This window comes from Candidatus Competibacteraceae bacterium (genome assembly GCA_016699715.1).
Lineage (GTDB): Bacteria > Pseudomonadota > Gammaproteobacteria > Competibacterales > Competibacteraceae > Competibacter.
The window spans coordinates 1,977,917-2,000,112 of record CP065007.1 but is presented as its reverse complement, the minus strand read 5'-3'; the positions used below and the strand labels follow the sequence as shown (position 1 = coordinate 2,000,112).

Genomic DNA, 22,196 nt, shown 5'->3' with positions numbered 1-22,196 from the left:
AAGGCTTGCCGAATAAAAACGGGCAAGCCTTTTCTATTTGGTGGCCAGGGACGGAATCGAACCATCGACACGCGGATTTTCAGTCCGCTGCTCTACCAACTGAGCTACCTGGCCTTGGGGTGTGCGGTGCAAAAGAGGCGCGTATTTAAGCAGCTTGTCATGCAGGCGTCAAGATCGTCACGCCTCCGGCGGAACGTAGCCCTCGGGTGGGGCGGTGCCTTCGCCAAAGAAAAACTGTTCCATGTGTTCTTCCAGAAACTGGCGGGCCTTGGGTTCGAACGGCGTCAGCCGGTACTCGTTGATTAGCATGGTTTGATGGTGCAGCCACTGCTGCCAGGCCGCTTTCGAAACGTGTTCAAAAAGCCGCTTGCCCATCTCCCCGGGGTAGGGCGGGCGGTCCAGACCCTCGGTTTCGATACCGAGCTTGACGCATTTCACCATTCGAGCCATCGTTGATCCCCGTCGTTCCGTAGTTCGCTTGCCAATGCCGCCAGCAGCCGCCGTACCGGCGTGGCTACCCCGCGGCCGTCAGGATGGCGGGTGTTATACCAGACAAAGCGTTCCCCTTCCATCACCAGCCCATCTTGGCCGGTCACTTGCGCCGGCGTCGGCGTGATATCGAGATGAAAATGGCTGAAACTGTGCCGCACCACGGCCCACGGTCGTTCGACGATGACCGTCAGCCCCCATCGGTCCTGGCACCAATCCACGATATCGCTCTCCAACGCACATTCGGGAAAACTCCATAACCCGCCCCAAATTCCCGCCGGTGGCCGGCGTTCCAGCAGCACTTCGCCATCCGCCGTGCGCAGCAGTAACATCCGAATGGTCCGTACCGGCAAGTCCCGCCGCGGTTTGGAGGCCGGCAGCTCCGCCACGCGCCCTTGTTGGCGCGCGGCGCAGGCTTCCGCCAGCGGACACATTTCGCAGCGTGGCCGGCGCGGCGTGCAGACCGTCGCGCCGAGATCCATCATCGCCTGGGTATAGTCGGCCACCCGCTCGACGGGGGTATGGCGCTCGGCCAGATCCCACAGTGTCGCCAGGACGCGTGATCGACCCGGCCAACCCTCGATCGCCGCGAATCGCGCCAGCAGGCGTTTGACGTTGCCGTCCAGAATCGGCTGGCGCTGCCCGGCCGCCAAGGCGAGAATCGCCCCCGCCGTCGATCGACCGATGCCCGGCAGTTCCTGTAAGGTCGCGCTGTCCAGCGGCCATTCCCCGTCATACCGGTCGCGCAGAATTCGCGCCGCCTGGTGCAGGTGGCGGGCACGGGCGTAGTACCCCAGTCCAGCCCAGAACCGCAATACCTCATCCGGTTCAGCGGTGGCTAGCGTCCCGATATCGGGAAACCGCGCCATGAAGCGCCGATAATAGGGAATCACCGTCGCCACCTGAGTCTGTTGCAGCATGATTTCCGACACCCAAACCCGGTACGGCGTGGGATCCGCTTTCCAGGGCAACTGCTTGCGGCCGTGCGCATCGAACCATTCCAGCACGCGCCGGCCAAATTCCGCGGGATTCATCATTCACCTTCGCTATCGCCAACGAGGATTTTGACCATGGCACGCATTCTAATTGCTGGCTGCGGCGATGTCGGCACGAGGCTGGGCCTGAGCCTACACGCCGCCGGCCATCGGGTCTGGGGTTTGAAACGCCGCCCTGACGATTTACCGTCGGAACTCCGGCCGCTGGCCGCCGATCTCGCCGATCCGGCGACCCTGACCGTATTGCCGCCAGCCCTGGATTATGTGGTTTACAGCGCCGCCGCCGCCGGTTTCAGCGAAGCCCTGTATGAGGTCGCCTACGTTGCCGGGGTCCGCAATCTGTTGAGCGCCTTACGGCAGGCCGGGCAACAGCCCAAACGGTTGCTGTTTACTTCCAGCACCTCGGTTTATGCCCAACATCAAGGCGAATGGGTGGACGAGAATTCGCCGGCCGTCGCCGAAAGCTTCTCGGGCCGTTGCATCCGTGCCGGCGAACAACTGCTGTGGGATAGCGGTTGGCCGGCGGTGGTGGTCCGTTTCGGCGGGATCTACGGTCCCGGCCGCACTCGCCTGATCGACAGCGTTCGCGACGGCTCCGCCACCCGTCCCGCCGGGCCGCCGGTGTTCAGCAATCGTATCCATCGCGACGATTGCGCCCGAGTGCTGGAACACCTGCTGTTCTTGCCGGACCCGGCGCCGTCGTACCTTGCCGTCGACGATGATCCAGCCCCGTTGGCCGAGGTGCTGAGCTGGCTGGCGATCCAACTTGGCGTGCCGGAACCGTCGGCGGTGGCCAGTCCCGCGCTGAAGCCGGGGTCCAACAATCGGCCCGGCCTCGCGCCGCGCCAGCGCGCCAGCAAGCGCTGCCGCAATGCCCGGCTACGGGGCAGTGGGTTCCGGTTTCGCTATCCGAGCTACCGGGATGGTTACGCCGCCCTACTGCGCGCGACGGCCGATTGAGCGCATTAGAACGCCGCGCCGGAGAAGTCGTAGCTCATCTCACGGTAGGGGCGTTGCAGGAAAAAGCCTTGAATCAGATCGACGCCCAGCGACCACAGGATCGGCATGGCTTTCACTTCTTCCACCCCGCCGACCACGGTGGCCGCCCCCAGTATTTCCAGCTCCTCCACCAAAATCCGAAGCTGCTCTTGTTTCTTGGCGTCCCTGGCCAGGTTGTTGACAAAGTACATGTCCAGCTTGACGTAGTCGGCGCCCAGGTTCTTGAGCAACCCCAGCGAATCCGTCCCTCGGCCAAAACGGTCCAGGCAAAACCCGCACCCCAGCAGTTTGATGCCGCCCAGAAAACCGAACATGTCGCGCAGGCTGCGCTCAGCGGTCGCTTCGGCCACCGCGAAGACAAGGTGTTGCGCCTCGACCCCGGTCTGTTCCAGCCGTTCCCGCAACCAGCCACTGAACGTCCGATCCTGCATCGTGATGGGTAGGATTTTGATGAACAGCGTGGTCGTTTGCCGTCGCTGCCGCAGCATTTCCAGGGCGTGATCGATGATCCAGCGATCCAGTGTTTGACCCAGTTGATGGTTGTGCACCACGCCGAACACGCTCCCCGGCACGATTTCCTGTCCCTCATTGTCGCGCAGGCGCAGCAGCGCTTCATAGCGTTCGTTGGCGTCGCCGCGCATGCTGGCGATGGGTTGAAACAACAGCCAGAGTCGCTCGTGCTTGATGATTTCCTCGACCTGCTGGAGCATGCGCGCTCGCGACGACGCTTCGTGATCGCGCTTGGTCACGTTGAGATCCTGCTGTATGTAGAGACGCTCGCTCTTGACCTCTCGCGCCAGACCGCAGGCTGAATCGGCGCGCTGGATCAGCATCAGGGGGTCCTGGCCGCGATCGGTGGCTGTCGCCACACCGATGCTGGTCCGCAGCAATAAGGCATGCTCGCCGATCTTGTAGAATCCGGTTTCCAGCGTGTCGCGGATGCGCCGGACCAGCTTGAGTAATGGTTCACCGAGCAGATTGGGAACCAGCACCGTGAAAATGGCGTCGCTGAATCGCGCTGCCTGCTGCTCGTGGGTCAGCAGTTGCCGCAATCGGCTGGCGGCTTGTCCCACCACTTCGTCGGTGGTCGCCACCCCGGCGGAATCGCGGATGGCGCGCAGGTTGTCCATCATCACGAACACCAACGCCAGCGATTGCGTCCGCAGACTCAGGGTCTCGAGCACTCGCTCCAGCAGGGTCAGGAACCGCTGGCGGTTGAACAGGCCGCTGACCGAATCGTTCTCGGTCAACAGGTTCAGCCTGACGCGGGTGGCGCGTGCTCGGTGCAATCGTTGCCTGACTTCCCAGCACAGATAATTGGTGGGCACCGGTTTAGCCAAGAGGTTGGCGCCCGGGGCGTCCAGATTGATGAGGTAATGCGCCATGTCCGCCGGAAAGCACAGCAGAATCATTGGCAGAATGTCGAACTCACGGTGCTGGGCGATCACCCGCGCTAGTTCGGAGCCGCTGATTTCCTTGATATCCAAATCGACGATCAATAGATCCGGTCGGAACTGGTGGATTTCCCGTAGCACTTGCAAGGGTTGGATCACGACCCGCGGCGTGATGCCCTGTTCCTCGAGTATGCCCGCCATCTCCCAGGCTTCGGCCGGCCGGTCGTTGACGATCAGAACCCGGTAATAACCCTGAGCGGTTTGGGGTAGCAACAATTCCCGCAGCACTCCGATAACTTCGTCGCTGTCGTAGGGTTTATTGAAATACGCGGCGCTGCCGGCCCTCACCGCATCCAGTCGCGCGGCCATGTCGTTGCGCTCGGCCAGAAACAAAATCGGCATCCGCAATCGGATTTGACCGCGTAGCGTCGTGATCAGCTTGACGGCCACCTCTGGTCCTTCGGGGAAGTCCACATCCATGAGAACAGCGGCGGGTATCCGCTCCCGCAAGTGCTGCTCGGCCTCGGCCAGAGTGGTTATTTTCCGCACCCGGTAAGTGGAATCCTCAAGCTTGGCTACTAAGTGCGGGTTTTCATCCGGGGCGATGACGAAGATTTCCGGTTGCGGTGCCAGCAGAGGGCGAGTGCGCGAGTCCTCGACCGGGCCGGAGACAGGATCCGTCAACAGCAGGTAATGCAGGGCATCGAGCAACGCGGTCAGTCGCTGCCGCTCCGCCTCGCGGGGAGGAGTGTTGGCGGTGACGCAGATTTTGACATGGTGCTCCAGTTGCGCGGTCAGGTTGATCAGGCGATCGTCCCCGCGGGTTTTCGCATTCTGCAGCATTTCCTGCGCCAACCGCGCCAGCATCGCGAACGACTTGGGATTCCACTTGACGTAGTACAACTTTTGCCACAAATCTTCGGTCAGTTTCAGGTGATTGGCCAACTGGAGGCGTTGGCTGTCCTGATCTTTAGCCTGATTCATGGCAATCTTCCTAAGTCCAAAAGTTATTCCGAATCGAATCGTCAGCGGTGTTTTTTGGGGACACGGACCTTCCAGATCGCACCGGCGGCGGTCGGTTTTGGCTCGCGCCGCCGGTACCGAGGGTCTCGTTAACGTTCGACTTGATTGACATCCCGCACCGCGCCGCGAGCGGCGCTGGTGGTCATGGCGGCATAGGCCCGCAACGCGGCGGATACCGGCCGCTGGCGGCTGGCCGGCTTCCAGGCCGCCGCGCCCCGCGCCCGCATCGTTGCCCGCCGTTGCGCCAGTTCCCCGTCGTTGACCGCCAGGTGGATGCGGCGGTTGGGGATGTCGATTTCGATCATATCCCCTTCTTCCACCAAAGCGATCATTCCCCCTTCGGCCGCTTCGGGGGAGACGTGGCCGATGGATAGCCCCGAGGTGCCGCCAGAGAAGCGGCCGTCGGTGACCAGTGCGCAGACCTTGCCCAGACCCTTGGATTTGAGGTAGCTGGTTGGATATAGCATCTCCTGCATACCGGGGCCGCCGCGCGGACCTTCGTAGCGGATCAGTATCACGTCGCCCGCCTGGATCGATCCGTTCAGAATCGCCGCCACTGCGTCTTCCTGACTTTCCACCACCCGCGCCGGTCCCTGGAATACCAGGCTGTCTTCGTCCACCCCGGCGGTTTTGACGATGCAGCCCTCCTCGGCCAGATTGCCGTATAGCACCGCTAGACCACCATCCTGCGAATAGGCGTTGACCCGGTCGCGGATGCAGCCGCTTTGCCGGTCCAGGTCCAGGCTGGGCCAGCGGGTGTCCTGGCTGAACGCCTCTTGTGTGGGGATGCCGGCCGGGCCGGCGGAGTAGCGCAGCCGCGCCTCGTCCCAGGAGGTCGGCCGGGCGATGTCCCAGCGGTCCAGCGCCTCGGCCAGTGTTTCGCCGTGAACGGTGCGTGCGTCGCGATGCAGCAGTCCGGCGCGGTCCAGCTCGCCGAGGATGGCAATCACCCCGCCGGCCCGATGCACGTCCTCCATGTGGTATTTCTGGGTGGCGGGCGCGACCTTGCATAAATTCGGTACTTGCCGCGACATCCGGTCGATGTCGCGCATGGTGAACGCTACGTCACCCTCTTGGGCGGCGGCCAGCAGGTGCAGCACGGTGTTGGTGGAACCGCCCATGGCGATGTCGAGGCTGATGGCATTCTCGAAGGCTTCGAAGGTGGCGATGCCGCGCGGCAGCACCGAGGCGTCGCCCTGCTCGTAATAGCGCCGGGCCAATTCGACGATGCGCCGGCCGGCTTCCAGAAACAGCTCCCGGCGATCGGCGTGGGTGGCGAGTAGCGAGCCGTTGCCGGGCAGACTCAGGCCCAGCGCCTCGGTCAGGCAGTTCATGGAGTTGGCGGTGAACATGCCCGAGCAGGAACCGCAGGTCGGGCAGGCCGAGCGTTCGATTTGGGTGACGTCTTCGTCGCTCACTCGATCATCGGCGGCGGTGACCATGGCGTCCACCAGATCCAGTTTCACGTCCTTGCCGGCCAACCGGGTCTTACCGGCCTCCATCGGTCCGCCGGAAACGAAAATGGCCGGGATGTTGAGTCGCAGCGCGGCCATTAACATGCCGGGGGTGATCTTGTCGCAGTTGGAGATGCACACCAGCGCGTCGGCGCAGTGGGCGTTGACCATGTATTCCACCGAGTCGGCGATCAGCTCGCGCGAGGGTAGGGAGTACAGCATCCCGCCGTGGCCCATGGCGATACCGTCATCCACCGCGATGGTGTTGAACTCCTTGGCGATGCCGCCGGCCCGTTCGATCTCGCCCGCCACCAGTTGGCCCAGATCCTTGAGGTGGACGTGGCCGGGCACGAATTGAGTGAAGGAGTTGGCAATCGCGATGATCGGTTTACCGAAGTCGCCGTCCTTGACGCCGGTGGCCCGCCACAGGGCGCGGGCGCCCGCCATGTTGCGGCCGTGAGTGGTAGTGCGGGAACGATAGTCGGGCATGGGAGAACTCCATTAATGCTGGAAACGGGGTCGGGACCATCAGGAAAGACCGCCATGTGTTTGGAAAATTCTACGTCAATTTCCAGCCCTTGTGACATTGATCGGCCGACAGCGGGTCGGTAACGCGCAACGGGCCTGATGCGCGATGACCGGCAACACTGTTTATCCGCCGAGCGGTGTCAGCCATTACCTGGCGCGGCGTCGCCGACTTGGGTATTTCCGGTCGTCATCAGGGCGTCCAGTGCCGCCACCAGCGCCGCCGCTGGCCGGTCGTGGAACACCCCGCAAGCCGGTCCCAAAGCCGGGTCCATGCCGCGCAGGAACAGGTAGAACACGCCACCGAAATGCTGCTCGTAGTCGTAGTTCGGCAGCCGCAACCGCAAATAGCGGTGCAGTGCCACGGTATAGATCAGGTATTGCAGCAGATAGGCTTCGCGGGCCATGGCCTCGTCCAGGCGCTCGCGCCGGTAGGCCGCCGGTTCCGCGCCAAGCCAGTTGGATTTGTAATCCACCAGCCAAAATTGCCCGTCGGCCTCGAACACCAGATCGATGAAACCTTTCATGTAGCCACGCAGGGGATTGAACTCCAAAGTTTCGATCATCTCCCGAAACGGGCCGGTGGCATAACCGTGTTGCTCCAGCACCCGTCGCAGGGCATCGGCGCGCAAGTTGGCGAGCGGGTAGGTGAATTCCAGCTCGTTCAAGCGCCGGTCCGGCGTCACGCGCGCCAGCCGCAGCCCGGCGGGATTCAAGGGCGTTACCAGCACCCGCCGCGCCAGATCCGCCACCACCGGCGTCCATTCCTCCGCGTCCAGTCCGTGGCTTTCCAGCGTTCGGCCAACCAGCGCTTCCAGGCGCTCGTCTTCGCTCTGGGTGAAATCCAGCCGCTCGAACAGGGTGTGCAGGCAGACGCCGGCCCGGGCGCCACGTGGAAATTCGAAGATGCCTTTGATGGGCGCGGTAATGGCGCTCTCCGTCGCTGCCTCGGGAATCGTGGCGCTCATATCGTAATCGGGCGCTTCGACCGAATAACCGGCGGTCAGCGCGGTAAAGCTGCCGATCCGCCAGAACTCCGGTAGCGGTCCGGCAAACTCGCGCGCTCGCAACTCCGGTTCCGCGATGGCCGGCGGCTGATAGCGCTGGCCTGATTCCGTCGGCAGCGGCGCGATGGCGACCGTCTCGCCCGCCGCGGCGAATACGGTTTGCAAATCGCCGCGCAGCGCTGTTGCCGTCAGCTCTTTGAAGCGCTGTCGGGTCACTTCCAGCCGATCCTGGGACGGTCCGACCACCGGCGGGTGGTGCAGCAGCCAGGCCGGCGACGCGGTTTCGGCGTCCTTGATCTTGCCCCAGACCAGGGTGCAGCGTTGTTTGGCGCGGGTCAGGGCGACGTAGAACAGCCGCAGGTTCTCGGCCATTTCCTCGCGGCGGGCGTGCTGGCGGGCGGGGTGCTTCTCGTCCGCGCCGATGGTGAGGATGGCGCGGCCGGCGTCGGCGGGATCGTGGTACAGCAGGGCCGTGCCGTCTTTCCCGTCGGCGCGCAGGCGGCCATCCCACAGGAACGGGCAGAACACCACTTCGTATTCCAGTCCCTTGCTCTTGTGGACGGTGACGATCCGCACCAGATTTTCATCGCTTTCCAGCCGCAACTGCTGTTCCTCGTCCCGGTTGGCCGGGGTGCGGCGGCGGTCGCCGAGCCACTTGAGCAGGCCCGCCATGCCGGGATGGGTCCGGCCGGCGATGTGCAGCAGTTCGGCCAAGTGCAGTAAATTGGTCAAACGCCGCTCACCGTCGCGGAAAGCCAGCAGCCGTTGCGGTACTTCCTCGCCGGTCAGCCAGGCGCGAAAAAAGCGCATGAAACCGTGCTCGCGCCATAACAATCGGTAGTCCTGAAATCTTTCCAGCCAGGCGGTCCAATTCTGTTCCGCCTCGCGCAACTGCTGCAGATCCTCCCCGCTCAGGCCGAACAGATCGGAGGCCAGCGCCGCTCGCACCCGGCCCTCGTCGCCCGGCTCCGCGACCGCCGCCAGCAGCCATTCCAGTTGCAGCGCCTCGCCGGAGACGAACACGCTGTCGTCGGCGTGCTGGACGCTGGGCACGCCCAGTCGCAGCAATTCGTTGCGGATCATGCGCCCCTGCCAGTGGCTGCGCACCAGCACGGCGATGTCGCCGCCGGTCAGCGGCCGGTCGCCGATGCGGGCTCGATTGCGCGCGCCCAGATTCAGCAGGCGGGCGATTTCGGCGGCGGTGGCCCGCGCGGCCTGGTGGCTGGCGGTGCCCTTGTCCACCGGTTTGTCACTATCCGGTTCCAGCAGCCAAAGGTGCAGCGGCGGTTCCAGCCGTCCCTGAATCCAAAGTGGTTCCCGTTGTTTGCCGTCGGCCGGAATCGCGGGGTGGAAAGGGATGCCGTCGAACAGGAACGGCTGGTTCCCGACCGCGCCGAACACCGCGTTCAGGGCGGTCAGCAGGCGTGGATCGGAGCGCCAGTTCACGTCGAGGGTATGGCGGTTGGCGTCAGGTGTGTCGTTTCGGGCGGCCAGGTAGGCGAAGATGTCCGCGCCGCGAAAGCTGTAGATGGCCTGTTTGGGATCGCCGACCAGGAACACCGGCTTGCCGGCGTCGGTGTAGATATCGCGGAAAATCGCGTATTGCACCGGGTCGGTGTCCTGAAATTCGTCGATCAGGGCGGCGGCGTAGCGGTGGCGCAGGGTTTCCAGCAGCGCCGCGCCTTGGCGGGGATGGTGCAGCGCCGCGTGCAGGTCGAGCAGCAGATCATCGTAGGATTGCAGCTGTTGCCGGCGTTTGCGGATGGCCAGCTCGGTGTTGCACCAGGCCAGCAGCTTGACGGGAATCTGATGTCGGCAGTAATCCACCAGCGCTTCGCAGGCGGTTTTCAGCGTTTCGCAGGCGTCGAAAAACGGATGCTGGGGAGCGGTTTTGCCCTTGTTGATCGAGGCTTGCAGTTTGGTGGCGGTGAATTGCGCGAACTTGTCGAACAGGACGAGTTTGGGCGTTTCCGCCGCCAGATAGGCGTTCATTGCTTCCAGCCAGCGGGGGATGTGTTTTAGGCCGTATTTCTGCCGGTTGAGGCCGGGTGATTCGAGTAGCAGCTTGGCAATTTCGGCACGATCTTGCAGCCAGAGGATGCGGGCCTGCTGGAACGCGGCGACGAAAGCGTGTTCGAGGGTCGGGCCGTCCGCCTCTCCGCCTGGCGTGACCACGCGCAGGTACGGCTTGCCCAGGTGGCGTTCGATCTGGGCAAGCAGCTTGTCCGGACTGGAGCGCTCATCCAGGAAGTATTGCACCACCAGCGGCGAGCCGGCATAAAACTCCCGCCGCCAGAAATCCTCGACGATCTCTTGCAGCAGGTCGCTGGTGTCGGCCATCAACTCGGTTTCGAACGACAGCCCGCTTTCGAAGGCGTTGTCGCCGAGCGCCCGCTTGCAGAAGCCGTGAATGGTGAAGATCGCGGCTTCATCGAAACCGCGCACGGCGTTGCTCAGGCGGCGGATGGCGATTTCCCGGTCCGGCGACAGATCGAGCAGGCGGGTGGCGAGTTCGTCGTGCTCGGCGGCGCGGCCGCGCAGGAAGGCGGCGCGAATGGCGCTCAACCGGGCGCGGATGCGGTCGCGCAGTTCCTTGGTGGCGGCGTTGGTGTAGGTCACCACCAGGATACGGCTGACCGGAATGCCGGCCTCGACCACCAATCGCGCGTACAGCGCGGTGATGGTGTAGGTTTTACCGGTGCCGGCGCTGGCCTCGATCAGATTGAAGCCGGCCAGCGGGGTGTAAAGCGGGTCCAGGCGTTGCATGTTGGATATCGCGAACGAAAATTGCCGGACAGCATACCGGCTTGGGTTCCATCGCGCTCTGGTGGGGAGGCGTTGGGATATGAAAAATTCTCGGGATCGGAGCCTTGGCAGTGATCATCCGGTCTCGATATGAGCAGGATAGCCGCAATGAAGGAAAACGCCAGTTTAAAGAATGCCTTGCTGGCTCCGAGCGTGGGCGATGGTGAAGGTTCGGCCCTGTCGGTTCTGTACGAGCAGGGCCTGTTGAGCGACCTGGATGTGCATTTCGCCCGCTTCATGAACCGGCTGGCTGACGGAGGTTCGCCGGAACTGGCGCTGGCGGCGGCGCTGGCCAGTCACGCCAGCGGGCAGGGCGATATCTGCATCAACCTGCGCCAATGGGCGCGGCGCTGGTCATGGAGCGCCGGGGAGGAACCGGTCGAACCGCCGCCGTTCGCGCCACCACCGGCCAATGACTGGCTGGCGAGCTTGCGCGCCAGTTCGGTGGTGGGCCGTCCGGGAGAGCGCCAGCCGCTGGTGCTCGACCGGCGCGGCCGGTTGTACTTGTACCGCTATTGGGAATACGAACGGCGGCTGGCCGACGATTTGCCGCGACGGTCTCAGGCGGCGTCGCCGGTCGCGGACGAAGCACGGTTGCGCGCCGACTTGGACCGGCTGTTTCCGCGTCATCCGCAACTGAACGGTCCGGACTGGCAAAAGGTGGCGGCGGCGGTAGCGGCCTTGAAGCAGGTTTGCGTGATTTCCGGCGGACCCGGTACCGGCAAGACCAGCACGGTGTTGCGCATCCTGGCGCTGCTGGCCGGGCAAGCGGGCGAGCAGCCGTTGCGCATCGCCCTGGCCGCGCCGACCGGCAAGGCGGCGGCCCGCATGCAGGAGTCGATCCGCGCCGCCAAACCGGCGCTGGATCTGGAGGCGGAACGGCTGGCGCAAATTCCCGAAGAGGCGTCCACCCTGCACCGTCTGCTCGGCGCCCGGCCGGATTCGGTCTATTTCCGCTACAACCGCGATAACCCGTTGCCGCTGGATGTGCTGGTGGTGGACGAGGTGTCGATGGTGGGCTTGGCGCTGCTGGCCAAGACCGTGGATGCCCTGCCGGCGGAGGCGCGCCTGATTCTGCTGGGTGACAAGGATCAGTTGGCGTCGGTGGAAGCGGGGGCGGTGCTGGGCGATCTATGCGCCGGGGCCGGGCGGTTCTCGCCGGAGTTCCGGGCGCGGCTGGCGGCGCTGACCGGCGAGCCGCTGCCGCGCGGCCGGGCGTCTTCGTCGCCGCTGGTCGATGCCATCGTGCTGCTGCGCCACAGTTATCGCTTCGGCGTGGATAGCGGCATCGGCGCGCTGGCGCGAGCGGTGAACAGAGGAAAACCGGCGGAGGCGCTGGCCTTGCTGGCGGGCGCGCCGCACGAGGACATCGTTTGGCGGGAACTGGCCGATCCCGCCCGCTTGCCGGAGCAGTTGGCGGAGCCGGTCGCGGCGGGGTTCGCGCCCTATCTGCGGGTGGTGCGGGAAGGGGCCGGACCGGTGGCGGTGTTCGAACAGTTCAACCGGTTCCGGGTGTTGGTCGCGCTGCGCGGCGGGCCGTTTGGAGTGGAGGCGCTGAACCGCTTGTGCGAGGCGGTGTTATCCGCTCGGGGGCTGATCGATACTCGCCCGACCTGGTACGCGGGCCGGCCGGTGATGGTGGTCCGCAATGACTACAACCTGCGGCTGTTTAATGGCGACATCGGCATGACCCTGCCGGACCCGGACGCGCCGGAGCGGCTGAAGGTATTTTTCCTGGGTAACGATGGCGCGCTGCGGAGTTTCGCACCGGCCCGGTTGCCGGAGCACGAGACCGTGTACGCGATGACGGTGCATAAGAGCCAGGGTTCGGAGTTCGAGCGGGTGCTGGTGGTGACCCCGAACGAGCCGTCGCCGGTGCTGAGCCGCGAACTGGTGTATACGGCTTTGACGCGGGCGAAGCAGGAGGCGATGTTTTACGGCGTGCCCGAGGTATTCGCGGCGGCGGTCGGGCGGCGGTTGCGGCGCTCGTCGGGCCTGCGGGATCGGTTGTGGGTGGAGCCGAGGGTTGGTGTTGGCCGATAGCCGGTCGTCATTCAGCGTCCAGAATTTGTTCCGCGGTCAGATCCAGTTCCGGGAAAATCCGCGAAACAATGGGTTGCGAGCCAGTAAATTCTCGAATTTCGTACAAGCCATCGTCCAGCGAAAGCACGGAAACCTTGTTTTCAAGTGGGTCCGCGATCCAGTATTCCGGTACTTCCACGGCGGCGTATTCAGACCGTTTGTGGCGGTAATCCCGGCGGATGGATTCGGGGCTGACGATTTCGACGATCAATTTTGGGGCATTTTCAAATACGGCCACTGACCCCGAAGCGCGCAGAGCATCGACGTATTCTTTTTCGATCACGCAAACATCCATGATTCTGGATTTGCGAATGCCGACTCGAAGCCCTGCTTCCCGATAGCAGCGCCACGGTAAATTCAGCCGTTGAATTTCCTGATCGAAGCAATGTTCGGTGAATTTAGCGATGTCGAAGTGGGAGATCAGCGGGGGTGTCATGGCAACCAGCACTCCATCGACTAATTCGTAACGATTATCGGTGTCGTCGCCATAGGCGAGGTACTCTTCAAAGCTCAGCAGGCGATGAGCGAGATTGGCGACCATGTGAATTCTCCCGTCAGTCGTGCGGCTATTTGGCGCACTCATCGACGCACGCCCGGTAATTTTCATCCAGCGCCGGCCGCAGTAGAATCAACGCCGCGATGCGTCGAGCCATGCCGCTGAATTCCAGGGCCTCGTCGGTAGAGAGCGGTCGGTTCAGCAATTCCAATTCCCGGTACGACAACCATTTTTTCAACACTTGATAGCCGCCGAGGGTGAATTCCCACGCCGGGCGCGGCACGTTCTTCCAGTAGCAACCGGCGTTCAAATACACATCCAGCGTTTCTTCGCCCAGAGCGGGTTGTTCCACTTCCGTGAACGGGCGGCGTTCGGTCTTGCCTTTGCCGGGCATGGTGACGCCGCCCTTGCCGGCGTGGCCCCAGCCGGCGGTGAGTTTGAGGTGTTCCGGGGTGAGCGGGGTGGAGTCGGCGACGGTCAGCAGGGCGATTTTGGCCAGTTCCGGGCGCGGTTTGCCTTGAGTGACGCCGGGCAGCGGGGTTTCGGTGTCGAGCAGGGCGGCGATTTGCCGGCCGAGTTCGGCGGAGGCCAGCAACCGCTCTCGCGTGGTGGGCAGCAGGATACGCGGCCAGTCCTGTTTCAAGGCCCCGGCGTTGTCGGCGCGATAGGCCGGGGCGTGCAGCACGGCAACGATGTGATGGAACAGGGCCGGCGCGTCGGCGTCGAGACGGGCGAGGTATTTGGTTGCGGCGTTGCTGAGGTTGGGTTGGTATTCGTCGCGATGATGAAAAGGCTTGATGTAGAGCGGGAAAAGATTAGCGCCTCTTTCGATCAGATGCCGTGATCCAAGCTGCTTGGTTATCATGGGTGGATCAAAATCACGCCGTTGTTTTTGAGCAGCGGCTATCCAAATGTTTTCCTCGATAATTTGTGGGAAATATTCGCTGCGTTTCTCATCGAGCAATTTGGTTTCCGGTTCCCAATAAAGCCAGCGTGTGTCAAGCGGCCGGTGAGAATAGCGCACAATATTGGTCGTTAAAAATCCGCGCTTCTGGAGTATGGAGCGAGTTTTCTTGTAATCGAAACGTGCTGAATTTTGGGCTAAGCTTGGCGCAATCCGGCGCATTTCCTCATCGCTGACCTTCGGATCGAAATACTGCTGTATCCGCTGTTCCAGCGCCGCGCGGTCGATGTCCACCAAGGCATCGTCGCGGCTGGTTTGCACGCCGGGGAAGGAAGCGGGTAGCAAATCCGGCAAAAGCGGCCAACTGAGGTAGTGGGCCTGCACCTGCATCGGCATGAACGGCAAACCCAATTCCAGCGGCGGTTGCAACGATTGGTAATGCGACTCTGTTGGCGAGTCGAGACTTTTCAGCAAATCCTCGCGTTTGGATTTCCCCCAGCAGTGACGGAAGTGGAGGAGGGGATTGCTGTTTTGTGGGTTCCTCGCCAGCAAGGCAATCGCGGTTCCGACCTGGATGCCTTCCGGGTTGAAATCGGTGGAAAACACGCTGGGATCGGGCAAACCTTCAGGCGTGAGCTTGCCGGTTTTGTACTTGTCGCCGTTCAGACAATCGATCCAGATCCGGTCGAACTTTTCCAGATACCGTTCCCGCATTCCGGTGAACGACAGCCCGTCCAGCCAGGAATAATTCGAGATGAAGCAGATCACCCCGCGCCCGCTGTGCTCGACGATGTGCCGTTCCGCCATCCGGTAAAACCGCACGTACAGGTCGTTCAAACCCTGACCTTGCGGGGGCGGCGCGCGGCGGGTCTGGCGGTAGGCGCGGGTCAATTCCTGCTCCTCGTCCATTGCCACCCCGGCAAAGCCGTTGTAGGGTGGATTGCCGAGAATCACCAGAATCCGCCGCTCCTGCTTTACCCGCCGCGCCGCATCGTTCTCGGCCATCAACTCCGGGAAATTGAGCGCCAGTTGCGCCATGCGCTTCTTGCCGTCCTCGTCCGGTGGCTGCCAGCCGGTCAGCGCATTGGTCAGATACACGCCCAGCCGTTCCGTCTGGCCGGTCGCTTCATCCAAATACAGCGCCGCGCCCCACTGGTGCAGCAACAAACCCAATTGCAAATGCGCCACCACATAAGGCGCCGGCAGCAGCTCGAAGCCGAACACCCGCGCCAGCGCCGCCTGTTTCAGCTTGGCCCCGGCCACATCGCCCAAACCCTGTTCGTCCAGCCGTGCCTTGATGTGCCGCAACACCTCGGTCAAATACGCGCCGGTCCCGCAACAGGGATCGAGCACGAGCACATTCGGATCGGCCAGCCCGTCGGCGATATCCAGTTCCTCCCGCAGCACCGCATCCACCCGCGCCACCATGTAGCGGACGATCTCCGGCGGCGTGTACCACACGCCCAGTTGCTTGCGCAGTTCCGGGTCGAAGGCGTGCAGGAACGGTTCGTAGAAATACTGTACCGCGCCGGCAGCCGCGAACTGGCCGAAGAACGCCGCGCGATCCACTCGGTTCAACACCCCGTTGACCCGATCCAGCACCTCGGTCAGACCCAGCGGCAGCAACCGCGACGGCTGCGACAACTGCTCGAACAGGGCGTGGATCATCGGCACCCGCAGCGTCCAACTCGCCAGCTTCCAGTTGAAGGCATCGCGCCGCTCCGGATTTTCCTGATGCCACAGCACCCAGGCCGAAAACACGCCGTAGAACAAGGTCTGAATCAGCGTGGAGCGGAAGAAATGCTCACCGTCCTCGGCCTCGAAACGCAGGCCCAGCGCGTTTTCCAGCGCCGCGCGCAACGTTGCCAGCGCCGGCAAATCCGGTTTGTCCGCCAGCCGGGTCCGCGCGTCGCGGGCATACGAGGCGAGGAACCAGGCCACGTCGCGAGGATTGTTCAGCGGCGCGGCGCACAGCAATGCCCGCTGGAGAAATTCCAGCAGCCGTTCGCCGTGGGTCCGGGCGAAGGCGCGCGGCTGTTGCAGCCGGGACCAGAAGTCCTCCGCCGAACCCGCCAAGCGGAACGTCTCCAGCACCGCCGGCTGACCCGCGCGATCCTCGCCGACCAGCAGGAAATCCCGGTAGTTGGTGACCAGCACCAGCCGGTATTTCTCCCAATATTTCCCCACCTGCGCGCCGCTGGCGGTCAGCCAGCCATCTTCCGCCACACTCTTGATCTCGACCGCGCCGCGTTCCGGCAACTGGCCCGGCAACGGCTCACTCGCACCCTTGGGGAATTGTCCAGCGGCGAACAGACCGGCGTCCGGGCTGCCGGCCCCGGTGTTTTGCAATTGCGCGACCGCTAGCACCCGGGGTTTTAGCGTCTGCCCAACCGTGTTCAGCAGGTTGATCAGTGCTGGATAGTAGGAAGTTTCCTTCACCCCGCCGCCTGTGGCGCGAATCTCGGCCAAGGCGGTGAAGTAGACTTCGATAGGGGATTTCATGGGGTTTCAGACGTTGGAGGAGTCAGGCAATGATACCGATATAGTGCCATGCTCGCGCTTTATCGGTGGCCGGGTCATGAGACTCACGCGGGTTCAGGCATGGTCCATGACCGAACTTGACATAAGTGACCTCCCTGCCTATAGTTCCGCCTCTTTGTGGGCCTGGGTGTTCGACCGGCGCGGGCCCGCCGCTAGTATCGAGCGAATTTCAAAGCCTTATCTGGAGTAAGGGGCAATGGCCACAATTAACCAGTTGGTAAGCAAGCCGCGCGTCAGGGACAAAACCAAGAGCACTGTCCCGGCGCTCGAAGGCTGCCCGCAGAAGCGCGGCGTTTGCACGCGTGTCTACACGACGACGCCGAAGAAGCCGAATTCCGCGCTGCGTAAGGTAGCACGTGTGCGTCTGACCAACAGTCAGGAAGTGACCAGTTACATCGGTGGCGAAGGCCACAACCTGCAGGAGCACTCGGTGGTGCTGATCCGCGGTGGTCGCGTCAAGGACCTGCCCGGTGTGCGCTACCACATCGTGCGTGGCAGCCTGGACACCTCGGGTGTCACCAAGCGACGCCAAGGGCGCTCCAAGTACGGCGCCAAGCGGCCCAAATCCTGAGTTTTGCTTTAGCAGATTGCGACTGAGGCGGTTATGCCGAGAAGAAGAGAAGTTCCCAAGCGCGTCATTCTCCCCGATCCCAAGCATGGGAGCGAGATGTTGGCCAAGTTCGTCAATATGATGATGGAGCGCGGCAAGAAGTCCGTGGCCGAGAAGATCGTCTACGGCGCGCTTGATGCCATGGCCGAAAAGGGCAAGGACGATCCGATGGGCCTGCTAGAGCAGGCGCTGGACAACGTTCGGCCGGTGGTCGAGGTCAAATCCCGTCGGGTCGGCGGCGCCACCTACCAGGTTCCGGTGGAAGTGCGCTCGGTGCGGCGGACTGCCCTGGCCATGCGCTGGCTCATCGACGCTTCCCGCAAGCGCGGCGAGAAATCCATGGCCCGCCGCCTGGCCGGTGAGCTGCTGGATGCCGCCGACAGTCGCGGCACCGCCGTCAAGAAGCGGGAAGACGTACACCGCATGGCGGAAGCCAACAAGGCTTTCGCCCATTATCGCTGGTAAGTCGCGAGGATTAAGTTGTGGCCCGCAAAACCCCCATCGAGCGCTATCGCAACCTCGGCGTCATGGCCCATATTGATGCCGGCAAGACGACCGTGACCGAGCGCATCCTGTTCTACACAGGCGTCTCTCACAAGCTGGGCGAGGTGCACGATGGCGCCGCCACCATGGACTGGATGGTGCAGGAGCAGGAGCGTGGCATCACCATCACCTCCGCCGCGACCACCTGCTTCTGGCATGGCATGGCCGGCCAGTTCGAGGAACACCGCGTCAACATCATCGACACGCCCGGTCACGTTGATTTCACCATTGAGGTCGAGCGCTCGCTGCGGGTGCTGGATGGCGCCTGCGCGGTGTTCTGCGCGGTGGGTGGGGTGGAGCCGCAATCCGAAACCGTTTGGCGGCAGGCCAACAAATACGGCGTGCCGCGACTGGCGTTTGTCAACAAGATGGACCGCGCCGGCGCCGACTTCCTGCGGGTGGTGCAGCAACTCCAGGATCGCCTGGGCGCCTATCCGGTGCCGCTGCAACTCCCGATCGGCGCCGAGGATAAATTCAAGGGTGTGGTCGATCTGGTCAAGATGCGGGCGGTCTGGTGGGACGAAGACAGCCTCGGCATGAAATTCGAATACGGCGACATTCCCGCCGAGATGCAAGCCGCCTGCGATGCCTGGCGCGAGAAAATGATCGAGGCCGCCGCCGAGTCCTCCGACGAATTGATGGAAAAGTACCTGGAAGGCGAGCCGTTGAGCGAGGACGAGATCCACGCCGGATTGCGCGCCCGGACCATCAAGGGCGAGATCGTGCCGGCCTTGTGCGGGTCAGCCTTCAAGAACAAGGGTGTGCAGGCGATGCTGGACGCGGCGGTGCGCTACCTGCCGTCGCCGATCGACAAGCCGCCGGTCACGGGCGTGCTGGACGACGCCGCCGAAAGCGAGGGTGAACGGTTGGCCGACGACGGTGCCCCGTTCGCGGCGCTGGCCTTCAAGATCGCCACCGACCCCTTCGTCGGTACTTTGACCTTCATTCGCTGCTATTCCGGTATGGTCAGTTCCGGCGACTCGGTTTACAACCCGATCAAGAGCCGGCGCGAACGCATCGGTCGCTTGGTGCAGATGCATGCCAACAGTCGCGAAGAAATCAGGGAAATCCGCGCCGGCGACATTGCCGCCTGCGTCGGCCTGAAGGACGTGACGACCGGTGACACTCTGTGCAGCGCCGACCAAGTGATTACTCTGGAGCGGATGGAATTCCCCGAGCCGGTAATCGCGGTGGCGGTCGAGCCCAAGACCAAGGCCGATCAGGAAAAGATGGGCATCGCCCTGAGCAAGCTGGCGCAGGAAGATCCTTCGTTCCGGGTTCACACCGACCCCGAGTCGGGTCAGACCATCATTTCCGGCATGGGCGAATTGCATCTGGAGATCATCGTCGACCGCCTCAAGCGCGAATTCAAGGTGGACGCCAACGTCGGCAAGCCGCGCGTCGCCTACCGCGAAACCATCCGCAAGACGGTAGAGCAGGAAGGCAAGTTCGTGCGCCAGTCCGGCGGGCGCGGTCAGTACGGCCATGTCTGGCTACGGCTGGAACCGCGCGAGCCCGGTGACGGCTACGAGTTCGTTAACGCTATCGTCGGTGGCGTGGTGCCTCGCGAATACGTCCCGGCGGTGGATAAGGGCGTGCAGGAGCAGATGGAGAAGGGCGTGCTGGCCGGCTATCCCGTGGTGGATGTCAAGGTTACCATCTTCGATGGTTCCTACCACGAGGTCGATTCCAGCGAAATGGCCTTCAAGATTGCCGGTTCGATGGGTTTCAAGGAGGGCGCCCTCAAGGCCGGCGCGGTGCTGCTGGAGCCGATCATGAAAGTCGAAGTGGTGACCCCCGAGGATTACATGGGTGACGTGATGGGCGACCTCAACCGTCGTCGCGGCATCCTCCAGGGGATGGACGATTCGCCGTCGGGCAAGGTCATCCGCGCCGAAGTGCCGTTGGCCGAGATGTTCGGTTATGCCACCGATCTGCGTTCGGCCACTCAGGGTCGCGCGACCTATTCCATGGAATTCGCCAAGTACAACGAAGCCCCCGCCAATATCGCGGAGACGATCATTAAGAAAGCCTCCTGAAGCGTTTTGCTGAAGACGGTTGTTGAAGATTTGAATCGGATGGAGTGAGCACGGTGTCCAAAGAAAAGTTTGAGCGCAGCAAGCCGCACGTCAACGTCGGGACGATTGGCCACGTAGACCACGGCAAGACCACGCTAACGGCGGCGATCACGCGGGTGATGGCGACGGCGTTTGGTGGAGAATTCAAAGCCTACGACCAGATCGACTCCGCGCCGGAAGAAAAGGCGCGCGGCATCACCATTGCCACGGCCCACGTCGAATACCAATCGCCCAAGCGGCACTACGCCCATGTCGACTGCCCCGGGCACGCCGACTACATCAAGAACATGATCACCGGCGCCGCGCAGATGGATGGCGCGATCCTCGTGGTCTCGGCCGCCGACGGCCCGATGCCGCAGACCCGCGAGCACATTCTGCTGGCGCGTCAGGTTGGGGTCCCGTGCATCGTGGTCTACCTCAACAAAGCCGACATGGTCGACGACGCCGAACTGCTGGAACTGGTGGAAATGGAAGTCCGCGAACTGCTCAGCAGCTACGACTTCCCCGGCGACGACGTCCCCATCATCACCGGCAGCGCGCTCAAGGCCCTGGAAGGCGACCAAAGCGACATTGGCGAACCCTCGATCGTCAAACTGGTCGACGCCATGGACGTCTACATTCCGCAACCACAGCGCGAAATCGACAAAGCCTTCCTGATGCCGATCGAAGACGTCTTCTCGATCTCCGGGCGCGGCACGGTGGTCACCGGCCGCATCGAACGGGGCAAGGTCAAGGTCGGCGAGGAAGTCGCCATCGTCGGCATCCGGCCCACGGTCAAGACCATCTGCACCGGCGTCGAAATGTTCCGCAAGCTGCTGGACCAGGGCGAAGCCGGCGACAACGTCGGGGTTCTGCTACGCGGCACCAAGCGGGACGACGTCGAACGCGGCCAAGTGCTGGCCAAGCCCGGCACCATCACCCCACACACTCAGTTCGAAGCCGAAGTCTACGTACTGGGCAAGGAAGAAGGCGGGCGGCACACACCCTTCTTCAAGGGCTACCGGCCGCAATTCTACTTCCGCACCACCGACGTCACCGGCTCGGTCGACCTGCCCGAAGGGATCGAAATGGTGATGCCCGGCGACAATGTGCGGATCGTGGTCAGTCTGATCGCGCCGATCGCCATGGACGAGGGCCTGCGCTTCGCCATTCGCGAGGGTGGGCGCACCGTCGGCGCCGGTGTCGTCGCTAAAGTGATCGAGTGAGCGCCATGAGCACCAACCAACGTATTCGCATCCGCCTCAAGGCGTTCGATCACCGACTGATCGATCAGTCGGCGCGGGAAATCGTCGAGACCGCCCGGCGTACCGGTGCCCAGGTTCGCGGTCCCATCCCGCTGCCGACCAAGATCGAACGCTTCACGGTGCTGGTCTCGCCGCATGTCAACAAGGATGCTCGCGATCAGTACGAGTTGCGCACCCACAAGCGGTTGATGGATATCGTTGATCCCACCGACAAGACGGTCGACGCGCTGATGAAGCTCGATCTCGCCGCCGGTGTGGACGTGCAGATCAAGCTCAACTAGGCGTTCAAGCCCGGGTCATGAGGGGCGGCCTTCCCCTCCTCTGACTTGAAGTCGTGATTAGGTAGAGGAAATAAAAATGGCAATTGGACTCATCGGCCGCAAGGCCGGTATGACTCGTGTTTTCACGGAAGAAGGCGTCTCGATTCCCGTCACTCTGATTGAAGTCGAGCCCAACCGCGTCGCGCAGGTTAAGACTGAGGAAAGCGACGGGTACCGTGCCCTGCAAGTGACGGTCGGTAGCCGTCGCGCCAGCCGGGTGACCAAGCCCATGGTCGGTCATTTCGCCAAGGCTGGCGTCGCGGCGGGCCGTGGTCTGTGGGAATTTCGTCTGGCGGAGGACGAGGGTGCCGGGATTGATGTGGGCGCCGAACTCAAGGTGGATTTGTTTCAGGTCGGTCAGAAGGTGGACGTGACCGGCACCACGATCGGCAAAGGCTTCGCCGGCGCCATCAAACGCCATCATTTCCGCAGCCAGCGCGCCACTCACGGTAACTCACGGTCCCATCGTGCCCCCGGTTCCATCGGCCAAAATCAGAGCCCGGGTCGGGTGTTCAAGGGTAAGAAGATGGCCGGTCACCTCGGCGCGGCGCAACGCTGTACCCAGAATCTGGAAGTGGTTCGAGTGGACGCCGAGCGCAATTTGTTGGCGATCAAGGGTTCGGTGCCCGGAGCCAAGGGCGGCGATGTGATGATTCGGCCCGCCGTGAAGGCGCGTCGGTAAGGAGG

The 22,196-nt window shown here is 63.1% G+C and carries 15 protein-coding genes and 1 tRNA gene; 8 read left to right on the top strand and 8 right to left on the bottom strand.

All coding sequences use genetic code 11. The features are described from left to right. Window positions 1-38 precede the first annotated feature (38 nt). From IPM89_08920 to mutY, 3 genes are all read right to left on the bottom strand, one after another. Window positions 39-114, bottom strand: a tRNA-Phe gene (locus IPM89_08920). 63 nt (window positions 115-177) lie between these two features. Then, the gene (locus tag IPM89_08915; GenBank protein ID QQS53053.1) at window positions 178-450 is read right to left on the bottom strand and encodes an oxidative damage protection protein; all 273 of its coding nucleotides are present in this window, start codon (window positions 448-450) and stop codon (window positions 178-180) included. After that, a complete protein-coding gene (gene mutY, locus IPM89_08910; GenBank protein ID QQS55854.1) occupies window positions 435-1,523 on the bottom strand; it encodes an A/G-specific adenine glycosylase in 1,089 nt (362 codons plus the stop codon). Before mutY ends, IPM89_08915 begins: the two co-directional genes overlap by 16 nt. A gap of 36 nt (window positions 1,524-1,559) precedes the next feature. Between mutY and IPM89_08905 the strand changes: the two genes are divergently transcribed. Further along, window positions 1,560-2,444 (top strand): SDR family oxidoreductase, encoded by an 885-nt coding sequence (locus tag IPM89_08905; GenBank protein QQS53052.1) that lies wholly within the window; start codon window positions 1,560-1,562, stop codon window positions 2,442-2,444. 5 nt (window positions 2,445-2,449) lie between these two features. On the opposite strand, the gene IPM89_08900 is transcribed toward IPM89_08905, so the two are convergent. The 3 genes from IPM89_08900 to recB all read right to left on the bottom strand — a co-directional run bounded on the left by IPM89_08900 (window position 2,450) and on the right by recB (window position 10,652). After that, the gene (locus tag IPM89_08900; GenBank protein ID QQS53051.1) at window positions 2,450-4,861 is read right to left on the bottom strand and encodes an EAL domain-containing protein; all 2,412 of its coding nucleotides are present in this window, start codon (window positions 4,859-4,861) and stop codon (window positions 2,450-2,452) included. A gap of 128 nt (window positions 4,862-4,989) precedes the next feature. Beyond that, window positions 4,990-6,843: a dihydroxy-acid dehydratase gene (ilvD, locus tag IPM89_08895; GenBank protein QQS53050.1), complete on the bottom strand. Its 1,854-nt coding sequence runs from the start codon at window positions 6,841-6,843 to the stop codon at window positions 4,990-4,992. Window positions 6,844-7,022: 179 nt separating this feature from the next. Then, the gene (gene recB, locus IPM89_08890) at window positions 7,023-10,652 is read right to left on the bottom strand and encodes an exodeoxyribonuclease V subunit beta (GenBank protein ID QQS53049.1); all 3,630 of its coding nucleotides are present in this window, start codon (window positions 10,650-10,652) and stop codon (window positions 7,023-7,025) included. A 147-nt stretch (window positions 10,653-10,799) separates the two neighbouring features. On the opposite strand from recB, the gene recD reads away from it, so the two are divergent. Further along, window positions 10,800-12,734 carry an exodeoxyribonuclease V subunit alpha gene (gene recD, locus IPM89_08885; protein QQS53048.1) on the top strand — a complete coding sequence of 645 codons (1,935 nt, stop codon included), beginning with the start codon at window positions 10,800-10,802 and terminating at the stop codon, window positions 12,732-12,734. 7 nt (window positions 12,735-12,741) lie between these two features. Here the strand turns inward: recD and IPM89_08880 are convergent, their stop codons facing one another. Beyond that, complete coding sequence (locus IPM89_08880) at window positions 12,742-13,314, bottom strand: Uma2 family endonuclease (GenBank protein ID QQS55853.1); 573 nt, start codon at window positions 13,312-13,314, stop codon at window positions 12,742-12,744. A gap of 25 nt (window positions 13,315-13,339) precedes the next feature. Further along, window positions 13,340-16,675, bottom strand: coding sequence for an N-6 DNA methylase (locus IPM89_08875; protein QQS53047.1), 3,336 nt, complete (start codon window positions 16,673-16,675; stop codon window positions 13,340-13,342). 235 nt (window positions 16,676-16,910) lie between these two features. On the opposite strand from IPM89_08875, the gene rpsL reads away from it, so the two are divergent. The 6 genes from rpsL to rplC all read left to right on the top strand — a co-directional run bounded on the left by rpsL (window position 16,911) and on the right by rplC (window position 22,191). Next, window positions 16,911-17,285 carry a 30S ribosomal protein S12 gene (gene rpsL / locus IPM89_08870; protein ID QQS53046.1) on the top strand — a complete coding sequence of 125 codons (375 nt, stop codon included), beginning with the start codon at window positions 16,911-16,913 and terminating at the stop codon, window positions 17,283-17,285. A 33-nt stretch (window positions 17,286-17,318) separates the two neighbouring features. After that, complete coding sequence (rpsG, locus tag IPM89_08865) at window positions 17,319-17,789, top strand: 30S ribosomal protein S7 (GenBank protein ID QQS53045.1); 471 nt, start codon at window positions 17,319-17,321, stop codon at window positions 17,787-17,789. A gap of 17 nt (window positions 17,790-17,806) precedes the next feature. Beyond that, the gene (gene fusA, locus IPM89_08860; GenBank protein QQS53044.1) at window positions 17,807-19,906 is read left to right on the top strand and encodes an elongation factor G; all 2,100 of its coding nucleotides are present in this window, start codon (window positions 17,807-17,809) and stop codon (window positions 19,904-19,906) included. Between the two features lie 53 nt (window positions 19,907-19,959). Continuing rightward, window positions 19,960-21,150: an elongation factor Tu gene (gene tuf / locus IPM89_08855; GenBank protein ID QQS53043.1), complete on the top strand. Its 1,191-nt coding sequence runs from the start codon at window positions 19,960-19,962 to the stop codon at window positions 21,148-21,150. A gap of 5 nt (window positions 21,151-21,155) precedes the next feature. Then, the gene (rpsJ, locus tag IPM89_08850) at window positions 21,156-21,470 is read left to right on the top strand and encodes a 30S ribosomal protein S10 (GenBank protein QQS53042.1); all 315 of its coding nucleotides are present in this window, start codon (window positions 21,156-21,158) and stop codon (window positions 21,468-21,470) included. 76 nt (window positions 21,471-21,546) lie between these two features. Next, on the top strand, window positions 21,547-22,191 hold the full coding sequence (gene rplC, locus IPM89_08845; GenBank protein QQS53041.1) for a 50S ribosomal protein L3: 645 nt from the start codon (window positions 21,547-21,549) through the stop codon (window positions 22,189-22,191). Window positions 22,192-22,196 lie beyond the last annotated feature (5 nt).